This is a genomic window from Streptomyces sp. NPDC020362 (assembly GCF_040642095.1).
GTDB lineage: Bacteria > Actinomycetota > Actinomycetes > Streptomycetales > Streptomycetaceae > Streptomyces.
Map to the genome: position 1 here is coordinate 25,128 of NZ_JBFAET010000108.1, position 6,591 is coordinate 31,718.

5 protein-coding genes and 2 pseudogenes are annotated in these 6,591 nt (G+C 68.0%); 4 read left to right on the forward strand and 3 right to left on the reverse strand.

What is annotated here, in order from left to right; genetic code table 11:
- Positions 1-380 precede the first annotated feature (380 nt).
- Both AB0H32_RS30275 and AB0H32_RS30280 read right to left on the reverse strand, forming a co-directional pair.
- Positions 381-782 (reverse strand): nuclear transport factor 2 family protein, encoded by a 402-nt coding sequence (locus tag AB0H32_RS30275; RefSeq protein ID WP_361126847.1) that lies wholly within the window; start codon positions 780-782, stop codon positions 381-383.
- Positions 779-1,777 (reverse strand): NADP-dependent oxidoreductase, encoded by a 999-nt coding sequence (locus AB0H32_RS30280; protein WP_361126850.1) that lies wholly within the window; start codon positions 1,775-1,777, stop codon positions 779-781. The genes AB0H32_RS30275 and AB0H32_RS30280 overlap by 4 nt, the downstream gene beginning before the upstream one ends.
- Positions 1,778-1,899: 122 nt before the next feature.
- On the opposite strand from AB0H32_RS30280, the gene AB0H32_RS30285 reads away from it, so the two are divergent.
- From AB0H32_RS30285 to AB0H32_RS30295, 3 genes and pseudogenes are all read left to right on the forward strand, one after another.
- A complete protein-coding gene (locus AB0H32_RS30285) occupies positions 1,900-2,775 on the forward strand; it encodes a LysR family transcriptional regulator (RefSeq protein WP_361126853.1) in 876 nt (291 codons plus the stop codon).
- A gap of 558 nt (positions 2,776-3,333) precedes the next feature.
- Positions 3,334-4,163 (forward strand): annotated as a pseudogene (locus tag AB0H32_RS30290) (Tn3 family transposase).
- Between the two features lie 73 nt (positions 4,164-4,236).
- A pseudogene (locus AB0H32_RS30295) lies at positions 4,237-4,734 on the forward strand (Tn3 family transposase).
- A 179-nt stretch (positions 4,735-4,913) separates the two neighbouring features.
- Here AB0H32_RS30295 and AB0H32_RS30300 read toward each other — a convergent pair.
- Positions 4,914-5,621 (reverse strand): TetR/AcrR family transcriptional regulator C-terminal domain-containing protein, encoded by a 708-nt coding sequence (locus tag AB0H32_RS30300; protein WP_361126856.1) that lies wholly within the window; start codon positions 5,619-5,621, stop codon positions 4,914-4,916.
- A gap of 114 nt (positions 5,622-5,735) precedes the next feature.
- Here AB0H32_RS30300 and AB0H32_RS30305 point away from each other — a divergent pair.
- Positions 5,736-6,591, forward strand: an 856-nt coding sequence (locus tag AB0H32_RS30305; protein WP_361126858.1) for an FAD-dependent monooxygenase, incomplete at its 3' end; no start/stop codon positions are given.

A 6,591-nucleotide genomic window follows, 5' to 3' on the forward strand; every position in this document is an offset into this window, starting at 1 on the left:
TGTGCAGATCAATCTCACCGGGATTTCCTGCACCTCCACTACTCACGCCCCGATCCCGGAGCCGAGGGCCCATAGGGTGAACACAACGGGCGTCGGCACCTCGCAGACCGCGGCACATGTGGCGGCACTCGCCGCCTACCTGCTCTCCACGTCGAAGGATCTGACCCCGCGACCGTCGGAGAGGCCATCACCATTCTGGCTGTCCCCGACCGCCTGCTCGATCTGCCAGTGGGTAGCCGAACCTGCTGGCGTTCAACAACGCGTAGACCGGCTGGCCATCTCCCTACAGAGGGCCGTGCTGTTCGTCGTCGGCCCAATCGGTACCCGGGCGCCGTCGGCAGGCACCCGATGATCCGCCGGACACACTGCCTGGCCCCGCCCTAAAAGGCGTTGTCCAGCGTCAGGGTGAGCTCAGCGATCCGCCACCCACCGTCGGACCGGCGCAGGCCGAACGTGTAGACCCCGGTCGAGATCATCTGGATGCTCTCGCCGGTGTTCCTCGTCTGCACCAGATAGGCCCGCACCTCAGCGGTGGCATCGTCCGTCGTCGTGACCACAACATTGCCCAGGTGGTGCCGCACCCTTCCGGTCCGGGCCGTGTGCCCGTCACGGATGAAGTCGAGCACCGCCGCGCGTCCGGTGACCGGACCGAGCACTCCCTGTCCGGGCATCGTGAAGGTCCAGGTGGTGTCTTCGGTCAGGACCGCTTCCAGCTCGGGCACATTCAGCTCGTCCAGGGCGTGGGCGTAGTTCGCCACCGCCTGCTGGAGTTCGGCGATCACGAGACCACCGTCAGCACGATCTTGCCTTGGAGGTGGCCCTGCGCGGCTCGCGTGTGTGCGCTGCCCGCCTCGGGCAGCGGGTAGGTGCTGTCCACCCCGACCTGGAGCTTGCCCTCGTCGAACAGGCGCCCGATCTCGGCGAGCTGGAGGCCGTTGGAACGCACCTGAATGTTCGAGACTGTGATGCCCAGACTCGCCGTCTCTTCCGGGTCGTACTGGGCGAAGAACACCGGAAGCATGGTGCCGCCGCGCTTGAGCACGGTCAGGAAGCGTGAGCTGTCCGGGCCACCGACGGTGTCGATCACCAGGTCGACACCGCTGACCACGTCCGCGGCCTGCGTCCTGGTGTAGTCGATGAACTCATCGGCGCCGAGCTTGCGCAGGAACTCCTCGTGCCGGCCCGAGGCCACCGCGATTACGTGTGCCCCCTTCCATTTCGCCAGCTGCACCGCGAAGTGGCCCACTCCACCGGCGGCCCCGTTGACCAGCACGGTCATCCCTGGCGTGATCGGCACCGGCTGGTGCACCTGGCCGGTGAAAACAGACGGCACGTCGTGGCCGAGATCAACCAGGTACTGCCAGGCCGTAAGCACGGCCATCGGCGCTCCAGCCGCCTGCACGTGGTCGATACCGGCCGGCTTGTGAGCCAGGTCCGAAGCCGGCGCGGCCACGTACTCGGCGTACGTCCGGCCGTCGAATCCGGGGAACCGCAGCATGCCGAAGACCTCGTCACCGACGGCGAACCCCAGCACGTCCGGAGCGACCGCCTGGACCACGCCCGACATGTCCGTTCCGGGGATCAGAGGGAACTCCAGCGCCGGCCTCATCTCGGCCGGCATGACCTTCATCCCCTCGCGCAGGTACCAGTCCGGCGGGTTGATGCCCGCCGCGTGCACCCGGACAAGCACCTCGCCCCGGCTGATCTCGGGAACCGGTACCTCGTCATACTGCAAAACTTCCGGCCCGCCGGCTTCGTGGAACTGGATTGCCTTCATCGCGTCTGTCGCCTTCTTGGGAAAACGTTGCTCCTTCAGTCAAGGCCCAGGACGGCATGGCCGTCCAAGACCGGTTCGGCAACCTGATCATTCCGAAACGGCATGACGCGTACGCTGGAAGGGTGAACGATCTCGGGCAGGACCTGGAACTGCGGCTGGTGCGCTACTTCACCGTGGTGGCGGCGCACCAGCACTTCGGCCGGGCCGCCGCGGACTTGCACGTGGCCCAGCCGGCGCTGAGCCGCCAGATCCAACGGCTCGAGAAGTATCTCGGCGCACGACTGCTGGACCGCGTACCCCAGGGCTCCCGGCTCACTCCGGCCGGCCAGAGGTTCCTCCCCCGGGCCCAAGCCCTGCTGCAGGCCGCCCGCCAGGCCGAGCTGGCCGTGCGTGAACAAGCCGAGATTGAACGAATCGCCATAGGCTACGTTGAAGACCTGGTGATCACTGCCGCCGTACGGGAACTGCGCCGCCGTTACCCGGCCGCCGAGATCACCACCCGGTACTTGAGCTGCCGCGACGTCGGGGCGCTGTCCGACAAGCGCGTCGACGCCCTGATCGCGCGGGCCCCGCTGCCGCTCGCCGCAGACGACGTGTTCACCACCCCGCTGTACGAGGAGCCCCGGATGCTCGTGGTCCCGCGCGGCCATCCCTTGGCCGACCGCGCGTCGGTGACCGCGGAAGAACTGGCCGGCGAGGAGGCGGCGCCGTGCGCGTTCGAGACCGCGGACTGGACTTCCTACCGGATCCTCGGGGCCGGCGTGCCGCCGATCGAGAGCTATGAGGACAAGCTCGAACTCGTCGCAAGTGGCAGGGCGATCGCCGTGCTACCGGTCGGCGATCGGCGCAGCTCACTGCGTCCCAACCTCGTCACCGTCCCGATCGAGGGCGCTCCCCCCAGCCAGGTCGTCCTGGTCAGCCGTAAGGGCGACCCGAATCCGATGATCAGGAATCTCCGGCTGGCGGCCAAGGCCGTCCTGACCGCCCCGGCAGCCTGACCGGGACCAGCCGACCCGCTTGGCGCTGAACTGCACCAAGCGGTGCTCACGCGCGCCGTGTTCGTCGCGCATCTGCCGTTATCGCTCGGGGTTAGGTTGTGCCGGCTCAGCGTCCGACCCTATGGAACGGCGATTCAAGCACGCCGTCCCGGTGATGGACGCGATCGACCTGCTCCAGCGCTACCTGGACCAGCCTTTGAGGGAGGGCGCGTTCTTCGATACGGCGGAGAGCGTGACGCTTGCGGGGGTGGTGCCCGAGCACTGGCCGGCGGCGGTGGTGGACGACGAGGGAGGTGTCGAGCGCATCCCGTATGAGCTGTGCGTGCTGGTGGCGCTTCGGGACGCGGTGCGGCGCCGGGAGATCTGGGTGGTGGGGGCGAACCGGTGGCGTAACCCGGAGGACGACCTGTCGGCGGACTCGAGGACAACCGGGACGTGCACTACGCCGCGCTGGGGCAGCCGCAGGACGCCGGGGAGTTCATCGCCGCCCTGCAAGGCAAGCTCCGCACCTCGCTGGACCGCTTCGAGCAGGCTCTGGCGGAGGGCACGACGGGCGGGGTGGCGATCGTCAAGAAGCACGGCGAGCCGTGGATTCGCGTCTCTCCGCGCGGTAAGCAGGAGGAGCCGGAGAGCCTGGGGGCGGTCAAGGGCGGGATCGAGCGGCGCTGGGGCACCATCGACCTGCTGGACATCCTGAAGTACGCCGAGTTCGACACGGACTTCATCGCCGAGTTCACCTCGGTCGCCACCAGAGAGATGCTGTCGAAGGATGTGCTGCGGCGCCGCCTGCTGCTGGTCCTGTTCGGCCTGGGCACGAACATGGGGATCAAGCGGGTTGCGGTGACAGGCAAGCACAGCGAGAGCGAGGCGACGCTGCGGCGGGTGCGGCACCTGTTCGTCAACCGGGCCAACATGCGCGCGGCCCTGCGGAATCTGGTGGACGCCACCTTCGCCGTCCGGGACGAGATGTGGTGGGGCACCGGCACCGCGTGCGCCTCCGACAGCCGCAAGTTCGGCGCCTGGTCCTCCAACCTGATGACCGAGTGGCACCAGCGCTACCGCGGGCCCGGCGTGATGATCTACTGGCACGTCGAGCGGAAGTCCGTCTGCATCTACTCCCAGCTCAAGTCCTGTTCGGCCTCCGAGGTCGCCTCGATGATCGAGGGCGTGCTGCGGCACTGCACCACATGGAGGTAGACCGGCAGTACACCGACACGCACGGCGCCTCCATCGTCGGGTTCGCCGTCGCCCACACGCTCGACTTCAAGCTGATGCCCCGGCTGAAGAACATCGGCCCGGCGAGGCTGTACCGGCCGGCCGTCGGTCACCACGACCAGTGGCCGGCCTGGGCCCGGTGCTCTCCATCAAGACGATCGACTGGGCCCTGATCGCCCAGCAGTACGACCAGATCGTCAAGTACACCACCGCCTACGCCTGGGCACCGCCGAGGCCGAGCAGGTCCTGCGCCGGTTCACCCGGGACGGGCCCAAGCACCCGACGTACCGGGCGATCGAGGAGCTGGGCCGGGCAGTGCGGACCTCGTTCGTCTGCGACTACCTCGCCGACGTCGAGATGCGCCAGGAGATCCACGAGGGGTTGCAGGTGGTGGAGAACTGGAACTCCGCGAACAACGACCTCTTCTACGGCAAGGAGGGTGATCCGACCGGGCAGGACAAGGAGTCCCAGGAGGTCAGCATGCTCGCACTGCACCTGCTCCAGTCCGCGTGAGTGCACGTCAACACGCTGCTGATGCAGGAGGTCCTGGCCGATCCGAAGTGGGCGGACAAGCTCACCCACGCGGACCGGCGGGCGCTGCCGCCGCTGTTCTGGACCCATGTGAATCCGTACGGCCGGTTCGAGCTGGACATGAACAGCCGCCTCGATCTGGACCTGGCTATCCGGGCGACGGTGCCCGGCCCGCGTACCCCGCAGGGTGAGGCGGCCGCAGCCCCGGCGTGACACCCGGGCTCCGGGCCTGGCCGGAGCCCGGGTGAAGACGCCGTCGCCCGGGGTATTTCGGCTCTTGGCGCTGCTGTAGTTGCAGATGAGCCGTCAAACTCCGCTGCGCACAAGTTCGCCACGGTGTACGGCGGCGCGGACGGTCGAACGATCGACTCTGCACCGCCTGAAGCGCGGCATCATGCGGGCGGTCGTGGGTTTGCGGTCGTGTTCAGGCCGTCGAGGAGCAGGTCGAGGCCGGTGGTGAATTGGTCGCGGTCGTCGTGGTCGCGCAGGTCCGTGGTGGTGCGCGTCAGGAAGGGGTAGTCGACGGGGTCTAGTTTTCCCCAGTGTTCGGCGGTCTGGGCGAGGAAGGCGTCGCGGTTGGTGGTCGTATCGGCGGTGGTGCGTGGGGCGATGATCTGGGCGCTGACACCGGTGATGTAGTAGGAGATCGCGGTGGAGACCGCGAACTGCCGTTCGGCGGGCAGCCCGGTTCGTGCGACAAGGGTGCCGATGCGGTCGAGCAGGTGCAGTGCGTTCGCCAGCGTGGGCGGCGCGTTGACGTGGGACGCTGCCCACGGGTGCCGGTCAAGGGCATCGAAGACGGCGATGGCAAGCGCGCGCAGATCGGCGCCGGCGACTTCCTCGGGGTGTGGGGCCGCGACCGCGGTGAAGGCGTGGCCGAGCACCTGATCGGCAGCCAGGGCGACGAGTTCGTCCTTGTTCGTCACGTGCCAGTACAGCGCACCGGGTCCGGTGTTCAGCTGTTTGGCCAGCAGTCGGAAGGTGAGTCCCCGCTCGCCGAGTTCGTCCAGTAGTGCAACAGCCGCGCCGACGATGATCTCGCGCGACAGGGCGTCGGCACGCCCTTTCCCATCGGGTGCTCTTCCTCGTGTCCGTGGCATGACCTCATTTTGACACATCCTGGAACCGCGTTCCATACTGCTTATGGAACACCGGTCCATATAAGTGTTCGGGCAGGTGCCCGGCGCTCCGCCCGCAGGGGAACGAGGAAGTCCATGAACACCAGCCACCACCCGATCGCCATCGTCGGCGCCGGCCTCGGCGGCCTGACCCTCGCCCGGGCCCTGCACGTCCACGGCATCCCCGCAACGGTCTACGAGGCCGATCCCTCGGAAAAGTCCCGCACGCAGGGGGGCCAGCTCGACATCCATGAGAACGACGGGCAGCGTGCGCTCGCCGACGCCGGCCTCACCGACGAGTTCCGCGCGATCATCCACGAAGGCGCTGAGGCGTTGCGCGTGCTCGACCAGCACGGCAATCTGCTGCACGACGAGCCCGACGACGGCACGGCGCGGCGTCCCGAAGTGCTCCGCGGAGACTTGCGTCGGATCTTGCTCGACTCCCTGCCCGACCAGACGGTCCAGTGGGGACGCAAGGTCGCCGATGTCCGGTCCCTCGGTGACGGACAGCACGAGCTGACCTTCGCCGACGGCTCGACCGTGACCAGCAGCCTTGTGGTCGGTGCCGACGGCGCCTGGTCGAAGGTCCGTCCACTGCTCTCCGACGCCAAGCCTGAGTACATCGGGACGACGTTCATAGAGACCTACCTGTACGACGTCGACGAGCGGCACCCCGCGACGGCCAAGGCAGTTGGTGTCGGCGCGATGTACGCGCTGACACCGGGCAAGGGGATCGTCGCGCACCGCGAGGCGGGAAACATCCTGCACACCTACGTCGAGCTGAACCGCCCGGCCGAGTGGATCGCCGGCATCGACTTCACCGACGCCGCCGCCGCGACCGCTCGGATCGCGGCCGAGTTCGACGGGTGGGCCCCGGAACTCACCGCGCTGATCACCGACGGCGAGACCGCTCCGGTCGCACGCATGATCCACACCCTCCCGGACGGACACC

Excerpts from the sequence above, each read along its gene's own strand:
- AB0H32_RS30280 (WP_361126850.1), bottom strand. The coding sequence starts at position 1,777 with ATGAAGGCAATCCAGTTCCACGAAGCCGGCGGGCCGGAAGTTTTGCAG.
- AB0H32_RS30300 (WP_361126856.1), bottom strand. The coding sequence starts at position 5,621 with ATGCCACGGACACGAGGAAGAGCACCCGATGGGAAAGGGCGTGCCGAC.